1 protein-coding gene is annotated in these 326 nt (G+C 67.2%); it reads right to left on the bottom strand.

Annotated elements, in window-relative coordinates:
* A partial coding sequence (locus tag IE312_RS34585; RefSeq protein WP_229900789.1) for a class I SAM-dependent methyltransferase occupies positions 1–254 on the bottom strand: 254 nt, incomplete at its 3' end.
* Positions 255–326 lie beyond the last annotated feature (72 nt).

The raw sequence follows: 326 nt of genomic DNA on the forward strand, positions 1-326 counted from the left end.
CGGGCGTGCGTCAGCTGCAGCATCTCCGCGCTCTGGTCCAGGGCGACGACGTCGCCGCGCAGGAACTGGGTCCACACGCCGGTCCCGCAGGCGATGTCCGCCACTCGCCCCGTCGGCAGTGTGTTGAGCAGTTTTCCAATGTCGGCCGTCTCCCGGTCCAGCTGGGCGTTGACCATTTCGTCCCCGCGATAGCTGGTCTCGTCGTAGACCGGGGCACGATGCCGGTAGTACTGCTCCGGCACTAAGTCGCGCATGCCCGGGAAGCTACCCCCGGCTGAACGCAGGACAAACAACGGTTGCCACCCGGTCAGGGCGCGATGCCTGCA

Origin of the sequence: Streptomyces capoamus (assembly GCF_014654935.1) — a bacterium.
Classification (GTDB): domain Bacteria; phylum Actinomycetota; class Actinomycetes; order Streptomycetales; family Streptomycetaceae; genus Streptomyces; species Streptomyces capoamus.